This window comes from Klebsiella grimontii, assembly GCF_900200035.1.
Classification (GTDB): domain Bacteria; phylum Pseudomonadota; class Gammaproteobacteria; order Enterobacterales; family Enterobacteriaceae; genus Klebsiella; species Klebsiella grimontii.
In genome coordinates, this window is sequence record NZ_FZTC01000029.1 from 42,999 (window position 1) to 64,469 (window position 21,471).

Annotated in this window: 31 protein-coding genes; 13 read left to right on the plus strand and 18 right to left on the minus strand. The window is 47.9% G+C overall.

Features of this window, described 5'->3' with window-relative positions; genetic code table 11:
• Positions 1-359 precede the first annotated feature (359 nt).
• Genes KOSB73_RS25060 through KOSB73_RS25070 form a run of 3 tightly spaced genes read right to left on the minus strand, consistent with a single transcriptional unit; the run spans position 360 to position 3,535 of the window.
• Complete coding sequence (locus tag KOSB73_RS25060; RefSeq protein WP_001262009.1) at positions 360-1,331, minus strand: ExeA family protein; 972 nt, start codon at positions 1,329-1,331, stop codon at positions 360-362.
• Complete coding sequence (locus KOSB73_RS25065; RefSeq protein ID WP_206536233.1) at positions 1,321-2,955, minus strand: DDE-type integrase/transposase/recombinase; 1,635 nt, start codon at positions 2,953-2,955, stop codon at positions 1,321-1,323. The genes KOSB73_RS25060 and KOSB73_RS25065 overlap by 11 nt, the downstream gene beginning before the upstream one ends.
• Before the next feature lie 4 nt (positions 2,956-2,959).
• The gene (locus KOSB73_RS25070; RefSeq protein ID WP_000924255.1) at positions 2,960-3,535 is read right to left on the minus strand and encodes a recombinase family protein; all 576 of its coding nucleotides are present in this window, start codon (positions 3,533-3,535) and stop codon (positions 2,960-2,962) included.
• A 348-nt stretch (positions 3,536-3,883) separates the two neighbouring features.
• Here KOSB73_RS25070 and KOSB73_RS25075 point away from each other — a divergent pair, with 348 nt between their 5' ends.
• On the plus strand, positions 3,884-4,444 hold the full coding sequence (locus KOSB73_RS25075) for a chlorite dismutase family protein (RefSeq protein WP_001097410.1): 561 nt from the start codon (positions 3,884-3,886) through the stop codon (positions 4,442-4,444).
• A gap of 62 nt (positions 4,445-4,506) precedes the next feature.
• Positions 4,507-5,259, plus strand: coding sequence for a sulfite exporter TauE/SafE family protein (locus tag KOSB73_RS25080; RefSeq protein ID WP_064371303.1), 753 nt, complete (start codon positions 4,507-4,509; stop codon positions 5,257-5,259).
• Positions 5,260-6,014: 755 nt separating this feature from the next.
• Here the strand turns inward: KOSB73_RS25080 and KOSB73_RS25090 are convergent.
• Together KOSB73_RS25090 and KOSB73_RS25095 are read right to left on the minus strand one after the other, a co-directional pair.
• Positions 6,015-6,338 carry a hypothetical protein gene (locus KOSB73_RS25090; RefSeq protein ID WP_223290595.1) on the minus strand — a complete coding sequence of 108 codons (324 nt, stop codon included), beginning with the start codon at positions 6,336-6,338 and terminating at the stop codon, positions 6,015-6,017.
• A gap of 6 nt (positions 6,339-6,344) precedes the next feature.
• Positions 6,345-6,656: a type II toxin-antitoxin system RelE/ParE family toxin gene (locus KOSB73_RS25095; protein ID WP_064371306.1), complete on the minus strand. Its 312-nt coding sequence runs from the start codon at positions 6,654-6,656 to the stop codon at positions 6,345-6,347.
• A 272-nt stretch (positions 6,657-6,928) separates the two neighbouring features.
• On the opposite strand from KOSB73_RS25095, the gene yfaE reads away from it, so the two are divergent.
• The 7 genes from yfaE (at position 6,929) to KOSB73_RS25125 (ending at position 9,984) form a co-directional block, all read left to right on the plus strand.
• The gene (gene yfaE / locus KOSB73_RS25100) at positions 6,929-7,201 is read left to right on the plus strand and encodes a class I ribonucleotide reductase maintenance protein YfaE (protein WP_085551598.1); all 273 of its coding nucleotides are present in this window, start codon (positions 6,929-6,931) and stop codon (positions 7,199-7,201) included.
• A 43-nt stretch (positions 7,202-7,244) separates the two neighbouring features.
• Entirely contained in the window at positions 7,245-7,478 is a 234-nt protein-coding gene (locus KOSB73_RS25105) for a hypothetical protein (RefSeq protein ID WP_064371307.1), read from the plus strand.
• A 45-nt stretch (positions 7,479-7,523) separates the two neighbouring features.
• Positions 7,524-8,138: a hypothetical protein gene (locus tag KOSB73_RS25110; RefSeq protein WP_064371308.1), complete on the plus strand. Its 615-nt coding sequence runs from the start codon at positions 7,524-7,526 to the stop codon at positions 8,136-8,138.
• 177 nt (positions 8,139-8,315) lie between these two features.
• Positions 8,316-8,471: a hypothetical protein gene (locus KOSB73_RS30950; protein WP_155765188.1), complete on the plus strand. Its 156-nt coding sequence runs from the start codon at positions 8,316-8,318 to the stop codon at positions 8,469-8,471.
• 15 nt (positions 8,472-8,486) lie between these two features.
• On the plus strand, positions 8,487-8,723 hold the full coding sequence (locus tag KOSB73_RS25115) for a hypothetical protein (protein WP_243395053.1): 237 nt from the start codon (positions 8,487-8,489) through the stop codon (positions 8,721-8,723).
• A 224-nt stretch (positions 8,724-8,947) separates the two neighbouring features.
• Positions 8,948-9,640 (plus strand): hypothetical protein, encoded by a 693-nt coding sequence (locus KOSB73_RS25120; protein WP_064371310.1) that lies wholly within the window; start codon positions 8,948-8,950, stop codon positions 9,638-9,640.
• A 50-nt stretch (positions 9,641-9,690) separates the two neighbouring features.
• Complete coding sequence (locus KOSB73_RS25125) at positions 9,691-9,984, plus strand: hypothetical protein (RefSeq protein ID WP_223290594.1); 294 nt, start codon at positions 9,691-9,693, stop codon at positions 9,982-9,984.
• Positions 9,985-10,427: 443 nt separating this feature from the next.
• Here the strand turns inward: KOSB73_RS25125 and KOSB73_RS25130 are convergent, their stop codons facing one another.
• Together KOSB73_RS25130 and KOSB73_RS25135 are read right to left on the minus strand one after the other, a co-directional pair.
• A complete protein-coding gene (locus KOSB73_RS25130; RefSeq protein ID WP_042927306.1) occupies positions 10,428-10,745 on the minus strand; it encodes a DUF3846 domain-containing protein in 318 nt (105 codons plus the stop codon).
• Positions 10,746-10,773: 28 nt separating this feature from the next.
• Positions 10,774-11,022, minus strand: coding sequence for a hypothetical protein (locus KOSB73_RS25135; RefSeq protein WP_009652449.1), 249 nt, complete (start codon positions 11,020-11,022; stop codon positions 10,774-10,776).
• A gap of 579 nt (positions 11,023-11,601) precedes the next feature.
• Between KOSB73_RS25135 and KOSB73_RS25140 the strand changes: the two genes are divergently transcribed.
• A complete protein-coding gene (locus KOSB73_RS25140; protein ID WP_098141141.1) occupies positions 11,602-12,804 on the plus strand; it encodes a type II restriction endonuclease in 1,203 nt (400 codons plus the stop codon).
• Between the two features lie 91 nt (positions 12,805-12,895).
• Here KOSB73_RS25140 and KOSB73_RS25145 read toward each other — a convergent pair whose 3' ends face one another.
• The 6 genes from KOSB73_RS25145 to KOSB73_RS25175 form a co-directional block, all read right to left on the minus strand.
• Complete coding sequence (locus KOSB73_RS25145) at positions 12,896-14,311, minus strand: DNA cytosine methyltransferase (protein ID WP_064371313.1); 1,416 nt, start codon at positions 14,309-14,311, stop codon at positions 12,896-12,898.
• Positions 14,312-14,382: 71 nt separating this feature from the next.
• A complete protein-coding gene (locus KOSB73_RS25150; protein WP_004883132.1) occupies positions 14,383-14,712 on the minus strand; it encodes a hypothetical protein in 330 nt (109 codons plus the stop codon).
• Between the two features lie 88 nt (positions 14,713-14,800).
• A complete protein-coding gene (locus KOSB73_RS25155) occupies positions 14,801-15,235 on the minus strand; it encodes a hypothetical protein (protein WP_009652506.1) in 435 nt (144 codons plus the stop codon).
• A 66-nt stretch (positions 15,236-15,301) separates the two neighbouring features.
• Positions 15,302-15,676: a hypothetical protein gene (locus tag KOSB73_RS25160; protein WP_052544823.1), complete on the minus strand. Its 375-nt coding sequence runs from the start codon at positions 15,674-15,676 to the stop codon at positions 15,302-15,304.
• Positions 15,677-15,721: 45 nt separating this feature from the next.
• Positions 15,722-15,985, minus strand: a complete 264-nt coding sequence (locus KOSB73_RS25165; RefSeq protein WP_042927302.1) for a PWWP domain-containing protein — start codon at positions 15,983-15,985, stop codon at positions 15,722-15,724.
• A gap of 253 nt (positions 15,986-16,238) precedes the next feature.
• Positions 16,239-16,682 (minus strand): hypothetical protein, encoded by a 444-nt coding sequence (locus tag KOSB73_RS25175; protein WP_009652418.1) that lies wholly within the window; start codon positions 16,680-16,682, stop codon positions 16,239-16,241.
• Between the two features lie 270 nt (positions 16,683-16,952).
• On the opposite strand from KOSB73_RS25175, the gene KOSB73_RS25180 reads away from it, so the two are divergent.
• Entirely contained in the window at positions 16,953-17,663 is a 711-nt protein-coding gene (locus KOSB73_RS25180) for an RES family NAD+ phosphorylase (RefSeq protein ID WP_098141143.1), read from the plus strand.
• Between the two features lie 37 nt (positions 17,664-17,700).
• Here KOSB73_RS25180 and KOSB73_RS25185 read toward each other — a convergent pair whose 3' ends face one another.
• Complete coding sequence (locus KOSB73_RS25185) at positions 17,701-18,342, minus strand: helix-turn-helix domain-containing protein (RefSeq protein ID WP_009652520.1); 642 nt, start codon at positions 18,340-18,342, stop codon at positions 17,701-17,703.
• Positions 18,343-18,485: 143 nt separating this feature from the next.
• Here KOSB73_RS25185 and KOSB73_RS25190 point away from each other — a divergent pair, with 143 nt between their 5' ends.
• The gene (locus KOSB73_RS25190; RefSeq protein ID WP_064371314.1) at positions 18,486-18,845 is read left to right on the plus strand and encodes a hypothetical protein; all 360 of its coding nucleotides are present in this window, start codon (positions 18,486-18,488) and stop codon (positions 18,843-18,845) included.
• A 15-nt stretch (positions 18,846-18,860) separates the two neighbouring features.
• On the opposite strand, the gene KOSB73_RS25195 is transcribed toward KOSB73_RS25190, so the two are convergent.
• Positions 18,861-19,439 (minus strand): hypothetical protein, encoded by a 579-nt coding sequence (locus KOSB73_RS25195; RefSeq protein WP_042927300.1) that lies wholly within the window; start codon positions 19,437-19,439, stop codon positions 18,861-18,863.
• 124 nt (positions 19,440-19,563) lie between these two features.
• Here KOSB73_RS25195 and KOSB73_RS25200 point away from each other — a divergent pair, with 124 nt between their 5' ends.
• On the plus strand, positions 19,564-19,872 hold the full coding sequence (locus KOSB73_RS25200) for a hypothetical protein (protein ID WP_042927299.1): 309 nt from the start codon (positions 19,564-19,566) through the stop codon (positions 19,870-19,872).
• Here the strand turns inward: KOSB73_RS25200 and KOSB73_RS25205 are convergent.
• From KOSB73_RS25205 to KOSB73_RS31035, 3 genes are read right to left on the minus strand one after another with little or no spacing between them, the layout of a single operon-like run.
• Positions 19,869-20,447, minus strand: a complete 579-nt coding sequence (locus KOSB73_RS25205; RefSeq protein WP_042927297.1) for an HNH endonuclease — start codon at positions 20,445-20,447, stop codon at positions 19,869-19,871. The two genes, KOSB73_RS25200 and KOSB73_RS25205, sit on opposite strands and share 4 nt — an antisense overlap.
• 52 nt (positions 20,448-20,499) lie before the next feature.
• Complete coding sequence (locus KOSB73_RS25210; protein ID WP_042927296.1) at positions 20,500-21,045, minus strand: hypothetical protein; 546 nt, start codon at positions 21,043-21,045, stop codon at positions 20,500-20,502.
• The gene (locus KOSB73_RS31035; protein WP_009652471.1) at positions 21,042-21,446 is read right to left on the minus strand and encodes a hypothetical protein; all 405 of its coding nucleotides are present in this window, start codon (positions 21,444-21,446) and stop codon (positions 21,042-21,044) included. The genes KOSB73_RS25210 and KOSB73_RS31035 overlap by 4 nt, the downstream gene beginning before the upstream one ends.
• Positions 21,447-21,471: the final 25 nt, after the last annotated feature.

Below are 21,471 nucleotides of genomic sequence, written 5' to 3' on the forward strand. Positions count from 1 at the left end.
ATTTTGAGTGTTAACTATCACTGAATTTTCTATCCAGTGGCGAGACTATCAGATTCAAAATGAGCTTTTCCCGTTTGGCACCATTAAACGCCGTTACAGACAATTTATATTTTGAAAGTTACTTTCTCTGACTGTTAAGTGTAGCGACCTGCAATCGAAAACGGTCCGACCTGCATTCAGCGGCTTTTTCGACCGGAATTAACTGCGACCAGCGCCCACCTCAAACCAGAGATAACTGCGAATGAACCTGCATTCAATCGCGCCGACCTGCATTCCATCGGCGCGAACCAGAATTAACTGCGAGTGACCGGGAGGCGCTGGCCAGATACGGCGCGGGCCATTCGGCCCTTGCGTTGGTCCTATATCGGCAAGCCAGCAGCCAGCATGCGCTCACGGATTTCTGCCGTGCGCTTCGGTTCAAGCTGATTGCTGAACAGCGATCGGATCTCCGATGCCTTAGCGTCGAACTGCTCGACCATGTCCTTGAGCCGGTAGCCATGTCGCGCCAACGTCGGCTCCAGGTCGTCGAGCTGGCGCGACATCACCGTTTCCACCAATTCCGCCGTCACCGGTTTTTCGCCGGTCTGGTAGCCCGCTTCCAGCGCCAATGTTAGATGCAGCTGGACTTGCAGCGGCGTGCGCAGCTTGGTGGCCAGTATGTCGATTGCATCGGCCGTCAAGATCGACTCCGACTCGACCGTGTTGCCGGTACTGACGCCAAGCAGCCAATGAATGTAGTCGCGTTGGCTGCCGGCGATGCCGTCCAACGTGAAGATGTCGGTGCGATAGCCGATTTCTTCCATCGTCGGCCGGCGCAGGTCGTTGCGCAATTTGGGATGGCCCGCCAGGATCACCGACAGCCGGCCGCCGACATCTTCCGCCAGTTCCATCAAGCGTTTCAATCCGATCAGCGTGTGTCCGTTCAGGTCGTGCGCTTCGTCGATGAACAGTGCCACCGGGCGCTTGCCCTTTTTCAGGAGCTCTTGCAGCTCCCGGTCGCGTCGCTCGTTCTGCTTGGGAATCTGAACCAGCTTGTCCTGGGCCAGGTCGTAGTAGAGGGCCGTAATCAGGGTGGCGAGCTTGATGCTGTGCTTTTCCACCGAAATCGATTTGGCGACGGTCACCCGGTTCTCCTCCTTCAGGATCTGCTGCAGGCGGCGCAAGGTGACCGTCTTGCCGCTGCCCACGACACCGCAGACCGCAATTAGCCGCCCTTGCATGATGGCGCCCCTGATGTCCTTGATGAGCTGCTGGTGATGCTCGGTTTCATGATAGCCCGCCTGGCTGAGCGCTTGCGTCAGTCCGTAATACTGCATTACTTCAACTCGCATGGTCTTCTCCGGATTTTTTATTGCGAAAATAATCGCGTACGCGCGTCAGCACAATGCTGCGGGTCAGCGTCTCGCCCAGCACCTGGTCGATGAAGGCCCGATCGGCCGGCGGGAGCTTGGCCAGCGGTTGCGCCAGGTCGTTGGCGATTGCCAGCTTGGCGGCGATGATGCTGGCGAAATGGTATTCGTGCGCTTCCGCATCGAATGGCTGTATGGGAAACTCGCTGGATAGATTCAACGGCGCCAGCCGCAGATCCTCCCCGGCCAGCGCCGCGATCGGCAGCTTGAGCTGGTCCGCCAGCGAGCGGATGCGGTCGGCCCGCTCGCAGGCGGCGCCGCGCTTGAATGCCCGGTAGCGGCCCAACGGAATCGGACCGGACACCGGATGGTAAGGGCCGCTTCGGGTTCCCTCGTACTCGACATACAGTTCGCTGTCGAACAGCCCCCACAACAACAGCACCGTTTCGCCGGCCATGTCCGGTTCCACCTCATAGGCGGTGCCATCCACCGAGACGCGCGCATCAATGCCGACTTTGCGCCGCTCCGGTTCGCGGGCGAAGCGGCAGTATTGTTCCCAGGCGCACATGGCCCGGATGCCGTCGGGCGGGAAATTGGCGATCCAGTCCTCGATCCGGGAATGTGGTTCAGCGCGGTGGTCTTGCCGGTTGTAGCGCAACAGGTAACGCATCAGCCACGCGTTGGCCTGTTGTTCGGTTTCCGGCTTGTGAAAGTGGTACAGCGTTTCGTGGGCATCCTTGACGGTGCGGAAGGGGCGCTCGACCTTGCCCTTCGAGCGGGCTGTCACGCGTTCGCCATCCTTGCCTGCCGGGATGTGGGTCAGCCACTCGATGCCCAGGGACTGCATCACGTTCTGGAATACGCGACTCTTGGCCACCGGGCCATTGTCGAGATAGATCATCTTGGGCCGGCCCTGGAATGGAAATTCGGCCTCGCCCTTCGCCGCCATCGCATTGAACAGAAAGCGCAGTGCCGATTCTGCATCTTCGCCGTAGACGCAGCGGTATTCGAGAAAGCACACGCCGCTTCGGTCATCGACTACGCTGTACAGCATCAAGGTGGGATCGCCTTTGGCCGGGTCCACCCAAGACGGCGCTTCGATGCGTTTCAGGTCGGACGGCGACATGTCGAACTGCCAGCAATCATTGCTGTATTCGGCCTGGAAACGTACGGCGGGCGGCTGCCGGCGCAGGCGCGCCTGATCCAGGTGCCAACGCGTGAGGTATTCATTCACCGTGCTGCGCGTCAGAACACCTTGCGGTGCGCGCACCAAGCCTTGCCCAGTTTCGACGCCATACTCTTCCAGCAGCTCAATGGCACGCTTGGTGGACAGGTGCCGCCCTGCCTTGTTGGTGGTTCTGAGTTTGAGGGCGGCGACCAGCTCGCAATAACGTTCCAGCTCCGATCGGGGCATCAGGCGCGGCGTGCCGTGATCGACACGATGCGCCGCGCGCGGCTTGAGGAAGTCCTTCAGCGCCCGATACACGGTGCTGGCGGAGATGCCGTACAGTTCTGCGCTCGCTTGCACCTGCGCCGTCCGCTCCGGACTTTTGCGGGGCAAGCGGTCCAACCGCTGCCGCAACTGCAGTAGCGAATCGGACGGGATCTGCTTACGCCGCCCCGACGACATCGCTGTCCGCTTTGGTCAGATAGTTGTAGAGCGTCAATTTGGAAATGCCCATCATCTGGCAGATTTCCTTGATCGTGTGCTTGTCTTCATGGTGGAGCCGCAAGGCCAATGCCAGTTTGGCGGGGTCGAGCCGTTTTGGCCGGCCACCCATCCGGCCGCGCGCACGGGCAGCGGCCAGGCCCGCCAGAGTGCGCTCGCGGACCAGGTTGCGCTCGAACTCGGCGAGGGCGCCGAACAGGTGGAACACCAGGCGTCCGCCGCTGGACGTGGTGTCGATGTTTTCCTGCAAGCTGCGCAACCCGACCTTGGCTGCTTCGAGCCGTTCCACCAGTGTGATCAGGTTCTTGAGCGAGCGGCCTAGCCGGTCCAGGCGCCAGATGACGACGGTGTCACCGGCGCGCAGCACCGTCATCAGTGCGGCCAGGCCAATGCGATCGGCCTTCGCGCCGCTTGCCATGTCCTCGAACATCCGCTCGCAACCGGCCGCCTCCAAGGCATCCCGTTGCAAGTCGAGGTTCTGGTCATCGGTCGATATCCGAGCGTAGCCGAGCAGCATGGCGTCAAGTCCAATTAATCACGGAATTTCAGTGTAGCTGGACTTTGAATCTTGGAAAGGGATGATGGAGCACCGGAATGCAGGATATAGCCACTTTTTGCGGTTTACTTGAGATAGTGCAAAAAACCTCCGTTTTTTGGACTACACTTGGCATAGGCGACCGGTAGCAAACGGCCATTTTCTGCCGCTCGTATCACAGACCAGTTCGATGTTAGATCGGCAATTTGACTGGGGTGCGCTGGTAAGGATACAATACTACACAAGACGATGATGCAGAAGAATGGGATGGGAAAATAGGTTCTTTGAAGCTGTGAAAAAATGAAAACACTCACATGAAAGGGGGTTGGTATGAATACACGATTATTTGCATTCGTCGGAGGAGACATCGGTCTTTGGCGGATCGTTGGAACCGAAACCATAGTTGGCAAGTCACTGCCTGAAGCCAAAAGGCTCAACGTAATATCTGCCTCAGAGTTGCAACCTGAAACCAGTGCGCCCTGGGTACTTCGTGGAATAACAAGCAATGAACGGTATGTCATGCGCGAAGAGAAGAGCGAAATTGTGGCGAAGCAGCAAGGGCTGGCGCGCCCGGAAGCAACTTGCGCAGCGTTGATACCGATCCGAAAAAACGCAGCTTGGTGGGAATTCACGCAAGACGAGCGCCGGAGTGTTTTCGAAAAGTCAAAGCACATCCAAATCGGGCTTAACTACTTGCCTGCAGTAGCGCGCAAGCTCCACCACTGCCGTGACCTCTCAGAAAATGAACCGTTCGATTTTCTCAATTGGTTCGAGTTCGCGCCAGCCCATGAGGCTGAGTTCAACGCATTGCTTTCCGAACTGCGTGCAACAGAGGAATGGAAGTACGTTGACAGAGAGGTCGACATCCGTCTCATGCGAGAAGATGTCTAACCCTTCGTTCAAGCGGACGCCTGACGGCGCCGCTTAACTCAAACGTTGGGCGTCATAAACGCATGAGTGACTCCACCACAATCATCATCTGGGTCGGCCTGACGTTCGTCGCCGCGGGCTTGATCAAAGGCGTTGTTGGTATGGGCCTCCCCACGGTCGCGATGGGCGTGCTCAGTCTCGTCATGGCGCCGGCTTCTGCCGCAGCGATGTTGATTGTTCCATCCCTCGTTACAAATGTCTGGCAGTTGCTGGCAGGGCCGGCGTTTGGAGCGCTACTTCGACGGCTGGCAACAATGATGGTTGCAGTCTTCGCAGGGACCATCCTTGGTATCGGTGTGCTCACTGGGCAGTCAGCATCATTGGCGGGTGCGGCGCTCGGAGCCGTCTTGGCGCTCTATGGGGTAGTCGGCCTCGCCGCGCCCCGCTTCACGGTTCCCGCGAAAGTCGAGCCTTGGCTCTCGCCCCTGATCGGTCTTGTCACAGGCCTTGTCACCGGCGCAACGGGAGTCTTCGTCATACCAGCGGTCCCTTACCTCAATTCTCTTGGCCTGGCGAAGGAAGATCTCATTCAAGCACTTGGGCTCTCCTTTACTGTCTCCACTGTTGCGCTTGCGTGTGCCCTGGGTCTGAGTGGTCAATTTCAGCTCACAGCAGCCTCGAACTCGCTCCTGGCTGTTGTGCCCGCCTTGGCGGGTATGTTCATCGGGCAGCGCGTACGCAGTAAGCTCCAGCCAGAGATGTTTCGCAGGTGGTTCTTTATTGGCCTCGTCGTACTTGGTGTTTACATGCTCGCCCGCGTGCTTGGTACGAGATGACGCCCAACCACCGCATCGAGACGGACCGTCACCAGCGGCGCTCCGCGCCACTGGCTCCGTCCGCTAATGCGGGACGTTGAGCGGCAGCTTACTTTCATGGCCACTGGCGCCTTTGGGTCGAAACTGGCCATCCAGGAAACAAATTTTTGCATGGAACAACCTGCCCCTTTTCAATATTTCAGTCGCAGTTAATTCTGGTTGGCGGCGATGAAATGCAGGTCAGCGCGATTGAATGCAGGTTCATTCGCAGTTATCTTTGGTTTGAGGTGGGCGCTGGTCGCAGTTAATTCTGGTCAAAAAAGCCGCTGAATGCAGGTCGGAGCTATTTCAAACGCAGGTCGCTACACATAAGGGCAGAAAGTCCCCTCATTTTCTGAAGTGCTGCACACTTGATAGTGCGTCAGCTGCTGGCTATAAATCCTGGCGTCGATAACATGTTGCCCGTCATCACACATCAGAACGACGATGGGATAACCAAGGCCGCTTACTTCGGGTCCTTGCTGGTCAATGAACGTACACTGAGTAAAGTCCCTGGAGCCGGACGATACTTCCTCAATTCCAACCGCTACAGAGGTTTCAAGGGAATGGAAAGCCAGACAAATAACCAGGGCGCTGACTGTTAAAGTCAGAGCGAGTGGACTACGTCTGCACCATGCTAAAACAAACCCACAGGTAATAAAAAACGCAATCAGAATAAGGGCGAGGTAGTAAATTTTCTCTAACATTTTAATCTAATGACCGTTCTATGATTAATGTCAGTCAGCACAAAGCTGGTGGCGTCTCATCTGACGATTGGCTATACGTTGTTTGATCCGTACCCGGGCTTCTGCTCTTTCATCTATGCAGAGCATCTGTCCTATCAACATAAGATGCCTTTCTCCGCGCTCCTCATCCGTGAGAAAATCGATCGGAGTACCCGAATAATCAGGCGGCAACGGCTTTGCATCCTCCCAGCGTGATATCGCTATAGCCGAAAGGCTATCAAGACGGGTTTGTACGCATTCCCGACCAAGAGACTTGAACAGTTCGATCGCCCGTACCTCGTCCAGAGTACTTTCCGTTTCTGGCTGTTTCATCATAACTCCTTACGCATGGGCATGAGCGGTAAGCTTGACCCGGCTTGCGCCACCATCACCCCAGGTAAAGAGCAGGCGGTATTTTGATGAAACCCGGATAGACGACATTTCGCCTGCCCTTTCACGTTCACGCAGCCGGGTATGATGGATTTTTTCATAGTTGCGGCTCTTCAGGCGTATCAGGTCAGCTTCGCTTGCCGCATTATGCAGCTCCTCAAGCGCCCTTTTCAGACTGTTAGTTATATCCGTTGGAAGACCTGACTGCGATTTCCCGCTTTTAAATAACTTCTCAAGGTTCTTTTCTTCAAATGAATGAATCATATTTTCTCCTTTGTTGAAAACATGATTGCATATTAAAACGCTGCATCAAGGGGTCATTTTTAGTTTGATCGTGAAAATTCATAAATTAATTACCATAAACATCCGCCATTTATGATTGATGATTTTCCAACAGGGCTGGTTCTGACTTCATAATTTCTGAATGTTTATGATGATAATACTTTTCCGAGGTGATTTTTCACTCATCGCATAATTAGGGGGTTATGGTGGCTTGGTGAAATGATATAATATGATAAAGATAAAGGGGGCGGCTTATGTCAGGTTGTATCAATTGTCAGACTATCTTTACTGAAAAAAGCAAAATGCTTATAACCTCAGAAAATAGTGCAAACTCTATCCTGGAGCAACTTGAGTCGGCGGGGGTTCCTGTTGAATCACAATGCCGTTCAGGTTTTTGTGGTGCATGCAGGCTCAAGAAAAAATCAGGAGAAGTCACTTACGACTGCGTCCCCCTGGCTTACGTGGGTGCGGATGAAATTCTTCCATGCTGCTGCCGTCCCTGTGGCGATGTAGTCCTTGATATTTGATCATAAACCCTGATTGCTACGCTTTAAAACCCGGGGGGGGGCTATGGCGAAGAAAGGAATAGAAAAAATCGTACAGGAGGCTCTGTTAAAGGGTTATACCGTAAACAGAAGTGAAGACCGGTTTGAAATTTCTAAACCAGGTAAAAAACTAATTAGCCTGGTGATCTTGCCTGATGGTACGGCCTATCGCGGTGATGTAGAACTGACCATTACCAAAACGATATGGACACAGAAACAGATGAAAGAAGTTCTTGGGCTTTCTGTCTCAGAAAAGTAACTTTCTTTGATTGCAGCAACTATCAACAACACGAGAGAGACCACTATGTCGGACCAGGCTAAGTATTATGATTATTACCTTGTTGAAGGGCCAAAGGTTAAGGAGTTAATTGAATCCTATTATGCACTCGGCGAACAACGTTCCAGGGTGCTTGATGACGCCTGCAAGTTAGTCGGGGCAATTGCATTCATTAATTCAAGCGGTTTGGGGGATAAAGGGGATAAATTGCGCGCCTTTGCCTGGGATGCCGATTTTACGTTTCCGTGCCCCATCACGATAAAAGAACGGTCTATATTCAATAATAAACCGGTAGTAATTGTACGTGGCAAAGGCAACACAAAGGAAGGTCGTGAGTACAATAAAAAACTGGATTCAGTCATTAAATCAGCAAATGAAAGCCTCGGTTCTTACCCTTGTTGGGCATCTTACATCATTAACCACTATGGCGTGATGCGTACAGCACAAGGAGGTCCATCCTCCTTCCACAAGCATGCCACAGCCATGCTGACAACAAATTGCGGTATGCTCCGTGAAAGAAATGATGTTCTGGTATTTTGTATTCCGAATAGAGAAGACAGATTCAGAAACGAAGTATCTATCCCCCCTGAGTTTAAAAAATTAACCTATGGACAGTATTATGATATGACTTCCTCTCAGTGAGAGTTTTTATTATCTTTAACTGAAATAGCAAGCAACATTTCTTTTATAGAAAAAGGAAAGAACATGAGTGGTTTTATTATGGAGCTATATTTTATTAAATATAATTCTAGATGTTAGGGGGTTGATGGGCGAGTTAAATGGAGTAGGATAACACTAATAACTCAAAAAGAGGTGGTCATGAAACTTCAACAAAATGAAAACTGGCAAACCCGCTCTCGTGGTGATAACGACAGTGAATACCAGATTTACCTTGCCTGTGCAGATAATGGTAACGGTATTGACGTCACTACCGGAAAACCACTAAAAACTTACGATGAATGGTGTAACAGCTGATTAAGGGAGCCATAAATGGGTAAGTATTATTGGGCAATTTGTCCTCACTGTGAAGGCCACGGTACCATGGACAACCCGGCGTTTTCGGATGGTTTTACCAGCTCTGAACTTTACGATATGGAGCCAGAGGAACGGCACAGGATCCTCAACGGTGCATATGATGTTGCCTGCAGCAGCTGTAAAGGCAGTGGGAAAATTAAGGTCCCCATCATCAGTGCCCTGACTTTCAGTGAAAAAAAGCTCTGGTCTTAGAACGCCGCGATCGTCGTGAGTTGGCTGACTTAGCTCAAATGGAAAAAATGGAACGGATGATGGGGTGCTGATTCTATCAGCACCTATCTGTTGCGGGCATACGCAAGACTGACTTTGCAAAAAAAAAAAGCTAAATCCTTTTTTATGGTCAGTAAAGACAGAAAATCCACAGCATTGACCTTTACGATAGAGAGACTACGATCCAAAAAGTTCAGGAAGCTATTATGAAAACCCCCAAATTTTCAAACTTGCCCCGTGCCCTACTGCCAGCCCTTCTGCTGACGGTATTCATGAGTTCTGGTAGCTTTGCCAGAGGTTTTGATGAGCCACCCATAGATACATTTTGCTCTAATGATTCACGAGAGTTGAATCACATTACCGATCTGATGAATGAACGAGGCCCTACCTCTGTGAAGATTTCAGAGGAAAACGCACTTCATCAAGAACTGGACGAACTGTCAAATAAAATGTCCCTGATGTTGATGAACACAGTTAAACAAGGTGACATTGAAGAGCTTAATTCGAACATTAAGCATCTGATTACTATTATTGAAAGCAAAGACAACGAAGCGGATATTTCGAATGTTGGTGCGGAACTCAATAAGTTAACATTAACAAAGAGTGAGATTGTTGATTTGATGGCTTCTGATATCGCAAAAGAAGCTCAAGAGACTCTTGTCGCCATTGATAAAAATGCGCTCTTTCGTTCGATGACATTAGCAGGTAATCAGGAAATGAATGATGTCAGTAACGAACTCAAGCAACTTGAAGACTTGAGAAAATTGAGCATTCGGCTTGAGTTTTATTTAAATTGTTTCAATCTTTTTATTCTGTCTATTGGTATGATTTCAGTGATGACATTGATCGCATATAAGTACACCCCGTTCAAAAAAGTACTATCTAAGCTAAAAAAGTAATGTGAAATTAGAATCTGGTCGATAATTAAATTTAGAGGGTATGAATGAGTATGAAAAACAGCAAAGAGGATTGGTATTTAATTCGCAACCTTAAATGGTTGAGTCCGCTTGTTATTCTTTCTTTTTGCCTGTTAAGCTCACAGGTATACGAGATTTTAGGTGAAAACAATGTTATCCCTGAGTATATTATAAAAATCATTGCGGCAATCGCACTATTCATCAGTGCATTTAACGCAAGAATGACGCCAACCATTTCCGCCAGAATCTTTATCATCACGATCTATATTTTTGGGTTTAGTGTTTTAGTTTTTTTACTTTACAATTTTTTTACGGGGAACGTTTAATCTTCAATTTGGATTTTGCTGGAGGCTTATTTAAATGATTTCTAACGTACCTACAGGTCGGATGGTAAAAGTCATTAGGACGACAGGCCGGAGTAGTGACTACCTAGGGCCTTGCGAGATTTGCTCGGAAAATATGTCCGAGTCGTATGCAGCCCGCTATGGAAGGGAAAGGTTGAAAGAAAATGGAGTCGTATATATCGATAAATCAGGGGGTAGCACATACGGGCATAAAGAATGTTTATTGGCAATGGTTGATGTTAAGCCTGATACCTTGGCACTCCATCTCTGCTGCGGAAAATCAAAAAAGTAACTTTCCTCTACCTGATTGCACTTCACTTTTAGCCCGGTTCCGGTATTTTTCTTTGAAAAAAAAGCCTGTCATTGACAGGCTAAACTAAAAACTCAAACTCAGTGCACCACATAAATATTTTAAAACTTCGATATTACTGAAACTCGCTTTCTTCAAGCATCAACGCATTGCCTACTATATAGTCATCAGGCCTGATAGCACTTTTCGCTATGAGTGTCGCATTGTTGTTTCCTGGTAAGGACAGAAGCTTTCCTTCTTCATTAATGACCAACCAGCTGTAACGAATGCCATCATGTACAATAACAGGATTGAGCATTACAGCCTGAATGTAACCGCCTACCATTTGTTGCATATCTGCAAGCGAGAATGCACCGTCATTATTACGGCTACCTTCAAGGTCCTGAGGGGATAGCTTGCGTATACTATCATCTGCTGTAATCAGTAATGCCATAAGTTCTTCCTTTCTAGCGATGCAGCATTCATTTGTCTTTAGCCATATACATCTTTTCAATGAACGGGATAACCCAGGGCCGAACATAGTGGAAATACTGCTCTTCGTCGGTTTTAGAGTCAGCGTTTGGTGCTTTCTCCACCTTTGTCATTGTATTGTAAACAACAACATTGTTCACAGATTCCAGAATAATACGACACATTTTTATATTACCCGTCTCTCCTTCTACAGATGCCTGGTAATTCAATTCTGCAGTAATCTGGTCTCGGATTTTCATATGTTACCTTTTAGAGTGATACGGGATGCATCTATTTTTCCACATATAAATGCTTAGTCAATAAAATCCCGCATTTTGATTGTAATAAATAATAATGAGTACGCATGGTGTAGACTTATCGGAACGAGTTTAATGCTCTTTCCTGTGAGTCTTTCATTGATGAGAACATCGCGCATATCTATTCTTACATTTAAAGTCGCTTCGTCAATCCCTTAAATTCTTTGGATGCCACATTTGAATTCAACAGGTATTTTCCATCTCATAAACAGTGAGAAATTATAAAGAAGAAATAGCGCCATTGTGTTTTCTAACTTGATTTAAAATGTTGGTGTGACTACGTTGAGGAACATAATGTTGAGGTGGTGATGATATTTAAACCTATGTCATTAGCGTTGTTTTCAAACATTTAGTGCTAGTATTCACGTTTTTTTATCAGCGTAACTTCTTGAACATTTAAATAAATTCACAGTTAATCATCCCATTTCCCCAGCCCCACTCTGTCTCTTTTAGCCTTGCTTCTAACCTCAGGATCCGTAACATCACTCATAAACAGTGAGTGTTTATGGTGGAGTGGTTTGAATGAGTCTTCTGGCGGAGTGGTTGCAAACAAAGTGTTCTGCGAATGTTTGGATATACGTTAAGCGCTTATCCGCTAACGATACCGGCGCTACAAGATCCCACCAGTCTGGTCTTTACATGCCGGGAGCCGTCATTGATGAGCTCTTCCCCTCCCTCCGTGATACTCAGTTAAGAAATCCTGAAGCTCTTTTTTCTGTTCACGTGTCATCTCATCCTGATTGCCCTGACCTTCATGATGTAAGGGCCATTTACTACAACAATAAATTTTTCGGGGGAACCCGTGATGAAAAGCGTCTGACGGGCTTTGGCAGACAAAATCCTCTCCAGAATCCGGAGAATACCGGCGCTCTGGCACTTCTCGCCTTCGACCATGTGCCTGGAACATCTTCCAGTTATTGTGATGTCTGGGTCTGCAAGGACCTGACCGAGGAAGATATTCTTGAACCAATTATTGGTGAAGTTATCCCGGGAGCAACGATTTTTGGTCCTGGAGACAAAATAATTGGAGGGTTGGTTACAGAAAATTCTCCTGGCAGAACAAAGTATGTGCTTCCACTGGAATGGACTCACTACTTCCCTTCAGGAAGGGAAATTATTGGTTTTGCTGCGTGTCATTACGATAGAACAACTGACGATCCGGACTCACAACTGATGCGGAGGAGGAAAATTGAGTTTGAAATTTTTCTTGCCGTTGAGGAACTGCACGTGCTGGGTCAGATAGCCGAAGGCTTTGCCACGGTGAATGATTTTATTACGCTTGCTAACTCAGTGAGTAACCGGAGGAAGTCTCGTGCCGGGAAAAGTCTTGAGTTCCATCTTGAATCTCTTTTCAAAGAACACGGTGTAATGAGCTTTGAAACTCAGGCTATCACGGAAGGTAAGAAAAAACCCGATTTCATCTTTCCTTCCGGTGCTGCCTATCACGATCCTTATTACCCTGCTGAACAGTTACGCATGTTGGGGGTTAAAACCACCTGTAAGGACCGCTGGCGGCAGGTACTGAATGAGGCTGACAGAATTGATACAGTACACCTGTTCACCTTACAGCAGGGCGTATCTGTGGCACAGTTCAGGGAAATGCAGTCTGAGGGGATACGGCTCGTTGTACCGGTAGGGTTGCATAAGGCCTTTCCCGAGGAAATCAGGGGTGAGCTAATGTCACTATCTGCGTTTATCGATGAACTTAAAAAACTCTATTGGTGACATCCCCCCACATCTGGCGAGAGTCGTATGCGCAATGGGATGATACCAGCATAGATATTTGAAGAGCCCCTTGGGGCTCTTTCAATACCTTCTATTTCCGCGCCTTCACAGCCTCGATGATCCGTGACTCCAGCAATTTCGCTACTGCATCGAATACCGGCACGATGACGGAATTTCCGAACTGGCGGTAAGCCTGAGTATCGGATACGGGGATTCTAAAAGTTACTTTCCCTGGCTGCTCAAATCCCATTAGCCGGGCACACTCACGCGGTGTTAGACGACGAGGACGTCGGGTCATGTTCTCTGGGTCGTTAAAGTTCTTTTCACCGAGTTCGCTATCCCAACCACGATCAACGAGCGATTCTGAACCATCCTTGTGATATCTCGCTGATATTGTGCGAGAAATTGCATCATCATTTTCAGGCTTCACCAGTCCAAAACCAAAACCATTGCCTTTCTCTTGGTGTTTTTTGGCGTATTTATAGAGATAATCCCACAGCTTTGGCGTTAGTGTGTATTTATCATCAACATCACTGTCAAGGAGCTCTCTGAACAGTACTTTTCTTTCAGGGAACAGAGAAGAAATGTCACCAAGGCTAAATCCCTGACTTAAATTCAGATCACGTCTGAAGCCTACCAGAACAATACGCTCCCGGTGCTGAGGGATGAAATGCTTACCATCTATAACTTTTGGATCATCGGCACCTGTAGCCTCAGCATCGGCAACGTCGTAACCGAGTTCATTCAGGGTATCCATAATGACACGGAAAGTTTTCCCTTTATCGTGGCTTTTGAGGTTCTTGACGTTCTCAAGTACAAAGATGGCCGGTTTTTTTGCCATGATGATACGAGCCACATCAAAGAATAAGGTCCCCTGGGTATCACATTCAAAACCGTGTTTACGGCCAAGTGAGTTTTTCTTACTGACTCCGGCAAGGCTAAAGGGCTGACATGGAAATCCAGCTAACAGGACATCATGATCGGGTATCGATTTATCGATATGGGTGTAGGCGTCTTCTTCGCTGATATCTTCTTTATGACTGAGGGTCACATCGCGGATATCCGAATTGAAGATATGCGCTTCGGGATCGCAATACCAGTTTGCTTTATAAGTTTTTACTGAATAGCTGTTCCATTCACTTGTGAAAACACACTGGCCGCCAATGGCTTCAAACCCATGACGGATACCGCCGATACCGGCGAAGAGATCGATGAACCGAAAAGCATAATTGGGGTGGTTAGCTGGCGGCTGCGGGAGCAGCCTTTCAAGAAGCGATGCCTCAGTTACGGTAAGTGAACGAGGCCCACATTTTCCGTTAATCCAGCGGTTCAGGGTCTCCCTGGTCCAGTCTGAATTTCCCAGCTTACGCAGAAGTTCGGCAACAAACTTCTGATCATAGATTTCAAGGACTTTCCCTATCAGTGACAGGTCCCTTTGCTGTTGTCTGGCCTCTTCATTACGTGCCTCTTCCACCAGCTCTTCCGCAAGGGAATCAAATTCAGACATTATTGCCTCCACAGGTTATCTGCGTGATAGTTTATCACTCATTTAACCCAGCGCAAATAATATCTGTGGTTTTAACCAGTATAACGAGCTCTGCCCAGCCAGGCCTCCCATTGTTTGTCAATGTCTTCGTCATTATATCCATCTTTAGCTCGGAGATTCTCCCAACCAGAGAGAGGCCCCCCTTCGTTGTTCTGTTCCCACCATGCTTCAAAATTTTGTTGCTCTTGGTGGTACGCAAATGCTTTTGTCGAATGGGTGTCCCGGGCTTTATAGCCCTCCCACATTGCCGACATCATGACAAACCACAGGTCCCCAGAACCATCCTTCTTTTTATCGAAAAACCAGTCGATGAATTCATGGGACATCCCGTGCTTGTCAGCCAACTCGTAACGTTTATCCATAAAAATTCCCCTCCTCTTTCTGCTGATGCTGTTCTTCTTTAGTAACGAATCGTTTCGCCTAAAACATAGCCAAATTTTTTTATAGAACTCACAGCTGGTTATATTCTGAACTGTAACTTCCTATGATCTGGTGAAGGGTCTCATGAACATGCTCATCAATGGTGATTTGGTGGCCCTCAATATACTCTGGAGCATCCTTTAGCCCTTTGTATACGATTTTGTCCATGCCAAACTGATCTGCCGTGATATCGACAACAAAGAGCATTCCATTTACGTTGGCAACAACCCAATAATGCCCTTTCATACCGGCGGCAGTAAGTATTCCACCATCATCAACACCATCTCCACCGGCGATACGTGTCCTGACACCTGAAAATTTCTCCAGGAGCATGGATACCAGAATCGAACCATACATGCAGGTTCCTGTGGTATCAGATGAATTGAGGCTACTGGAGATTAAATTTTCAAAAATACGCCGGGACATCTCCACCACCTCACGCGGATGAGAGTGTTGTTGCGTCATTATGCCTCCTGTCAACGGTCAGCTCCAGGAACCTATACGTTCTCATTCGTGCTGTCTTAAATGTGTTTATCGGTTATCTATGCCATCCAATTGCATGGCAAACTTGATTTCTAGTGAGCGGCGTAATGCCTTCAGGGCGCGTTCTTTAGTGCTGAACTGTGGTATGCCATTCTGGCTACCATTCATACCACGCATACGACGGGAGGCTGCATCAACAACTTCGCCCTCCTCCCGGGTGCCGTGGACACTATTACCGCTCCATGTCGGATAAACAGTGCCAGAGGCCACGTTGAAGCTCCATCCGTTTTGGTAATCCCCCGAGGTCTCCGGTACGGGCATATCACGTTCAACCCGATAGTCAGACCAACGTAAAGCTCTGTTTATTCTGGCCTGTGCCACCAGCTGATCATAGGCTGCTTGTTCTTTTTTATTCATCGCCATAACTGACAATCTCCTTTGATGGTAATTACAAGTTAGCCAGGTACGTCATTTCTTTTCAGGCTTCGTGATGTCTTGAATGTTTTTTAATATCAGAGCTATTTCGGAACTTCGGTCCTTCAGGAGTTCACTCAGGTCATCCCATATACCGACTGGTATTGGTCTGTCACCAGAAAGCCACTGACGGATGCGTCTGCCGTCCGCCAGTCCAAGGGCTCTGGCGAGTTCTGTTTGCCAGCGCTCACCAAACAGCAACTGACCTGCACTGATGAGCAATCCGCGTCTGTTGTCGTTCTCACTGGTTGATTTCATATCTGGTTTCATCTCTGCGGGAGAGCTCCCATCCGGCGAATTGCCGAAATACTTGCCTCCACGCCAAAAAGATTCTCAGCTGGTGGTTTCTCGCCTGCAAGCTGGCAGGCGGTGCAGGCTGCCTGATATGAGTTAGTTCGCTCCCGGAAAAGAGCCTGGAGAGCGACTACAACCAGAGTACGGTCGTCACCTGTTAAATCTTCAAGTTTCATACAAGCCTCATAAGTTATGGGTCAGTAGGGGCTGAGAATGGTTAATCCTGATTAATACCGTACGCTGAAAAGTCCTGAGCGTTTCCTGTCACAGCTGATAGAAGACGGAGGATGTTCTCTTCTCCGATGACAGCGAGCGCGGTCGGCATCAATCCGAACTCATCGTTTGTCAGACCAATTGCCATTTTATGCTCGCTGTGTCGACTAGCCGACTCGATACGGTCTATGAAGACGTCAATGCAACCATCGATACCGCGTGCTGCAGCAGCTTTGGTCATATCACAGGCATGGTCCCCGTTCAGTACGAAAAAGACTCGTCCATCCAGAACCAGAGCGGTTGTATCGCAGCCATACCCGGCAGATGAACTGTTATAGCTGATATGAAAGCGCTCAAATCCGCGAGTCATATTGGGCGCTGGGGTATTGATCACAGGAACAACATCTGAGGAAAAACCCAGCTCAGCTAATTGAGGGATAGTTGACATGAACGCCTCCTGAGGCAGTTAATGGGCGGCTCCGTAGCCTTCCCTTTCAATATTGATTGTACCTTAAATTAGGTACAATGCAAGCTAACATTTATACTCTAAATTTATCTGGAAGATAAACCATATTTATATGAAACATATGGTTTTTTTGGGATATAATATAAGCGAGACCGCAGGTCTTATTCGTCCTTGAATGACGATACTTCAGGGACATTTTATAAATGAGAATGGAGAAAGCCTATGGCCTAATCTGTTGTAAGGAGGTGTTTTATGGATAAATGGATTTTTGAAGAAGATAAAGTGACGCAGGGAATTGTAGCGTTACAAAAGGTAGGACGTATTCCGACAGTGACAATCAATCCGGCTTCGGCTGTTTTGAAGCGTCACCAGAAGAAGCGTTATGCAAGTGCAGTACAGTTCAGTGCGCCAGTGTTATTTGAAGATTGTGGACGCTACAACCCACCCGGTGGTTCGATTGCCGTGTGGTACGTTGCAGACTCATCATTAACGGCAGCGGCGGAAGCATACGGACGTTTACTTCATTTGGGTGGTCCTGTTAATTACCCAGAGAAAGTCTTACATCAGCATTATATGTGCTCGATAGATGTCAACAGAACGGTAAAAGTGATCGATATTGTTGGTTTATGCCAGCTGCTTCACATTCCACCTGACAGTGTTGAAAACGAAAACTATACCTTCACACAATGGCTTATGTCGTATTTGCATACGCATTTTGGAAGTGATTTTGATGGGATCTCTTATTCTGGAAGGCACTATCGCTACAAGCGTTGTTACGCTTTCTGGGAAATGCCTGGTAAGCCACCAGCTTTCACTGATACTCCCGGGGGGATGGTACCTTATGCATCTTTCAGGGAGACAGATACAGGGATTTTTCCTGTAGGTTGGCATGGCACGTTCATGACCGGCGAAGAGATGTTTGAGGAATTACTAAACTTCAGAATTATGCCCGAACCGAAGTAATTAAAAAGGGGCGCGGTATGCCCCTTTTTTCTTAATCTCAGCTGGCAACATGGCTGCCGAATAGTCGTGCGGCCCGAACGGCCAGGGCCAGTTCATCTTCAGCTGCGCCATCAGTCAGGATCTGGACGGGTGTTTTGGTTTGCTCATCGCTGACCGCAATCGGTGCTTTGAAAACCTCCAGCCGCAACACCGGATGGGTATTTTCATCGAATGCGTCCATGATGTCTTTAAATCCAGGTCTCAGACCTTTATCAGTAAACTGGAAGACCGGGAACATAAAGTCACCGTTTTGCTTAAAGGCCAGAAGCTGATTCTTCTTCACCCGGATGTTCACTGCCTGTCGGGTAATCCCCAGTATGTCAGCCACATCATTGACTTTAAGGGTGCCGCCCATTTCCTGAAGGCTTCTGTAAAAAGCTTCCAGATTTTCACGACGGCGATGAACCTTACGCATTTCATACTCAGATGCGCGCGTTTTCTGCTGCATTTGCACAGAGTACAGCAACTGCATCAATGAGCCATCATCCAGTGTGATCGCTTCCATGGCCTGAGATTTGTCCTCAAACTCTGGCATCAGAGACAGTGCAATATTGTTTATTCTTTTCAGTAAATTAAGCTGAAAATCTGTCAGGTTACCAGTAGTGTCTGGTAGTTTTTCCGCTGTGGTGTTTTTGTACATAAGCCACCTCCATTTGACGATTATTATATATCCGTTTCGCGGAATGGTCAAACATAGGGACTAGCGCCAGGAATTAGCCAGGTTCCAACTATCACGGAATGTCCGTATGATCGGTGTGATGAGAATAAACAGGATAAGCCGTTATGTTTAAAAGCCTTGCCGAGTATCTGCAGTCTCAACGAGACAGGGAGGAAGCACAGAAACGTAAACTAAACCTGTTAAAGCGTACCGTAAGGAATGGTGAGGCGGGAGAAATAATCGCAGGACTGATTGACCTCGGTTCAGTTGGTGTGGATTTTAAAAAAACGACGACCGATTACATCTGTGAGTACTTTGCATCCGCCCGTTCTATTGATGTGTTAGTGGTCATGCTATTTCTCAATATGAAGCATCCCCTCTCCGATGGAGCAATAAAAAAAGCCTATGCAAGGCAAACCGACTGCGAAGATTCGAGGTCTGCTTATATAGGCCTGATAGTGGACACTATGGATAAACGCCGGTAACCCCACAATCCTCCGCTAACTGGCGTCTCCTTTTTTCCTTAGAAAGGCCATACTGACCTCGTCACGCAAAACAGAAACGGTCTTAAGTGCTGCCTCAAGTCTCGATGCAGCCAGATCAAGCTCGTTCCCGTACCAGGTCAAGGCCTCAGTATCCATGCCTTTTGTTTCAATGGTCGGAGGTAGCTCAAGCAGTTCGGGTTTTTTCTGCTTTAACGAGAACAAATTCATTTCATCAATAGTATTGAACTCACCAACGATGCTTTCTTCATAGTCCGGTCGCTGAGACTGTACCACCAGCCTGAAGGGAGGTTCGTTAGAATACATGAAAATGGGTTGCTGACGTGTAAAAATCCATTTTGCCTGGGCGTCGTGGGCTAGGACACAAGCCTCTTCGTAAGTTCCTGCATTTCCAAGCACCGATGAGCGGTCCCACGCTCCACCGTTGAGACACCTGACCGTAATTGAGCCGTCTGGTTTAGTGATCCCATAAGGATGATCCCACCATTCATCCAGCTGTTTTTTGCTTCGTTCACTGTTAGGGGTGTCATCAAAATTGGCCGGAAGTTTTGGGTCAAGTGGTATCTGAGATGGCATACGTTTATCCGTTTTCACCATGTTGAGGCATAAAGCCGGACAGACGCGATACGATTACTGGTAGGTGCATCATGCCCGATAATGCCTAGACTTGAAAAATCATATATAACAGGGAACGGGAACAATGCAAAAAAAATTGCTGATAATGTTGGTCTGTGCCACAGGCATTCTTTCAGGCTGTAAGGAGGAAGGTATCACCCCAACCGGCGAAGCATGTATGGGCACCGATAATGACAGTCTGGTAGAAGGTCTGGAGGGAAAATGCCAGAAAGGCGATATCATTGCGACAAAACACCCGGCATATTTTTGTGATTTCAAAAGCGAGATTGCTTTAAATAATTACAACAGTGCGATATGTATTTATACCGGTAAGCAAGCTGATGAACGGATTAAAGAAGCCGACAGCAGCTCAAGAAAAGACAGCAAACCTTAACGCTGGTAAGCCTCCCTGTGCTCCAGAAAGTATGAAAGCTGGGGTTCCAGAGCTGCTGTGGCATCATAGACCTCAAACCAGAACACAACCGGTCTCTCTATGACCGTCACTAGCCCGAATCGTTGGGCGGTGCGGAAATTGACAGAATAGGCTTGAGCGCGTTCGGGCTGGTGGGCAATCTGTTTTCTGAATCCTTCAATCGTATACGTCGATTTAAACAGGTTACAGTGAGAGCATGAGGGATACAGGTTGTCGAGCTCATGCCGCTCCGGGTGAAATACACGTCCGTTAGAACGGACAAAATGAGAAACCCGACTCCCCTGAGGGGCCCGGACTATGTCAAAATCACGACGTACGGGCTCAACATGATCAGCATGCCAACCAGTCTCTTTCAGCTCACATGCGCAATACGCACAACGGCTTGCAAATTTAAGCCTAAGTTCAGCTCGCTGTGATTTTGTGATCTTAGTTTTAGGTTTGGTGGCTTTACCTGGCAAATCATCTTTATCTACGATGTTCTTGTGGGAGGGCGGCTCAACCAACTCCCCGCCCCTTTTGATTACTCTTTCAGCCATGACTACTCCAGAAAGTAACTTTTGGAATTACAGGTTTTTACTTACAGTAGCTTCAGTCTTTCGTTCCGCTAAAGCTTTTAAGATTAACGACAACATCCGCTTTTTGTTCTGGCTTAATGCCAAATTCATTTAGCATTCTCATTCTCAGATCCCATCTCTCATCATGACACCAGTGTTTTATGTTATTAACACTAGCTTCGCCGTCGTTAATGAGATTTTCAAGCGGGACATCATTAGTTCCAGTAAAAAAATCTTCATTATCGCGGCCATTATATTTTTCGATATATTCCAGCAATTGCCTGTCAAGTATGCCAGCCCAGGTTTTAGGGAGCATTAGATAGCGATAAAAACAAATAACAACAATAACCCCCACCCCCCATGAAATTAGTGCAATTAAACCTGACCGTGTTAGACAAAATAAAAATAAAGATAATAGCATCGGAGCGACAACTGTAGCAGCCCATAAAGGAGGGGGAGTATTATCCTCTATACGTAAACATGTAAATATAATCCACCAAAGCTTTTTCATTTTAAGCTTAGTCAGTTTCTTTAAATCACCTTCAGCATTCATACTGCCCCTTCTAATTTTTGCAATCATCTTTCTTTTCCTTCGTATAATTCCCACTGCCGGATATATTCGTCATACTGAAGCTTAGGGACATTAATGATAACGCCACCGCAGTCTTGTTTATTAACTGGTTCGGAAAAGGTTCCTGTAGGTATGTTCACCTCCAGAAGTTTACAGTCTTTTTTCCAGTGTCTCCCTGCTTCAAGCTCATCCATCGTAAATGATCTACTGGTAAAAATGACAGCCGTGACGATCGCAGCCAAAGCTATCATAACGCCAAAAGCCAAGATATAATCTATATTCATTCGCAGAGAAATTTTTTTAGGGATAATGAATTTAGTCAGCGTGCACAAAAAACCGATAACAATAAGGAATAAGCATACACCATTAAGCCAGGCGATATTATTCCCTTCAAGATAGTAAGCTGTCATTGCCTGTCTCCTTGCAGTACTTCTA